A 1,750-nucleotide genomic window follows, 5' to 3' on the forward strand; every position below is an offset into this window, starting at 1 on the left:
ACGGGCGACACGCTGGAACTGCTGCTGGGCGGGGCCGCGCTCGGCCATCCCGTGACCCGCACGCTGACGGCGACCGACATCGCCAACGGCTATGTGGACCTGACGGTGACGGCGGGCGACCTGGGCACCGACGGCGCCAAGACCTTCACCGCGCGCGTCACCGACGTGGCCGGCAACGTCGGCACGGCCGGCGGCTCGCTGAGCATCACGCTGGACACCGCCCCGCCGGCGGCGCCGACGGGTGTGGCGGTGAGCACGGCGGACGACACCGGCACCTCGACCACCGACGGGCTGACCAACAAGGCGCGCCCGGCCATCACCGGCACGGCGGAGCCGAACGGCACGGTGACGGTGACGATCGACGGTGTGGATGTCGGCACCACCAAGGCCGACGCCACCGGCGCCTGGAGCTACACGCCGACCACCGACCTCGGCAACGGCGCGCACACGGTCACCAGCCGGACCACCGACGCGTCGGGCAACACGGGCAACAGCTCCTCCACCTATACGGTGACGGTGGACCGCACCGCGCCGACGGTCGTCTCCGTCAGCGCGCCGGCCGACAAGACCTACAAGCTGGGCGACGTGCTGAGCTTCACGGTCACCTTCCCCGAAGCGGTCTCGGGCCTGTCGGGCAGCACGCTGGCGCTGACCGTGGACCAGGCGGGCGGCAGCGCGACGCGGCAGGCGACTCTGGCCTCCTCCACCGCGACCACGGCCACCTACAGCTACACGGTGCAGGCCGGCGACCTGGACGGCAACGGCGTCACGGTCAACGGGCTGAGCGCCCCCAACGCGACCGACGCGGCGGGCAACGCGCTGGTCACCACGCTGAACGGCGTCGCGTCCACCGCGCAGGTCAAGGTGGACGGCGTGGCCCCAACGGTGGCCAGCGTGACGCTGCCGGCCGCCAAGACCTATCTCGCGGGCGAGGTGCTGGAGTTCGTCGTCACCTTCGACGACGCCACGCTGGCGCTGGCCAACGCCGGCAGCTCGGCGCTGGCCTTCACGCTGGGCGGGGTCGCCAAGTCGGCGGCCTACGCCGGCCAGACGGGCGGGGCGGTCACCTACCGCTACACGGTGGCGAGCGGCGACGACAGCACCACCGGCGTCACGGTCAGCGGGATCACGCTGGGCACGGCCACCTACACGGACCCGGCCGGCAACCCGGCCGACCTGTCGCTGGCCGGCAAGGTCGGCAGCGGGGCGGGCATCATGGTCGATACGATGGCGCCGACGGTGACCGGCGTGACCTCCACCACCGCCAACGGCGCCTACAAGGCCGGCGACACGATCACCATCAAGGTCGCCTTCTCCGAGGCGGTCGTGGTGAACGGCGCGCCGACGCTGGCGCTGAACAGCGGCCGGACGGCCAGCTACGCCAGCGGCTCGGGCACCGACACGCTGACCTTCACCTACACGGTCGCCGATGGCGACACCGTGGCCGACCTGGACGTGGCCTCGACCGCGGCGCTGGCCGGCACGATCAAGGACATGACCGGCAACGCCGCTCCGGGCACCCTGCCGGCGCCGGGCGGCGCGAATTCCCTGGGGGCCGCCAAGGACATCGTCCTCGACACCACGGCCCCGACGGTGGTCGGCGTCAAGGTGCCGGACGCCGGCACCTACCTGCCGGGCGACACCCTCAGCTTCACCGTGCGGGTGAGCGAGCCGGTGACGGTGGCCGGCGGCACGCCGACGCTGACCCTGGTGGGCGGCGGCACGCCGCGCAACGCGGTCTACAACCCCG

1 protein-coding gene is annotated in these 1,750 nt (G+C 73.1%); it reads left to right on the top strand.

Going from position 1 to position 1,750, the window contains the following annotated elements; genetic code table 11:
- Positions 1-1,750, top strand: a 1,750-nt coding sequence (locus ACSVC7_RS32590) for an Ig-like domain-containing protein (RefSeq protein ID WP_448208752.1), incomplete at both ends; no start/stop codon positions are given.

The organism is Azospirillum mesophilum (genome assembly GCF_053470405.2).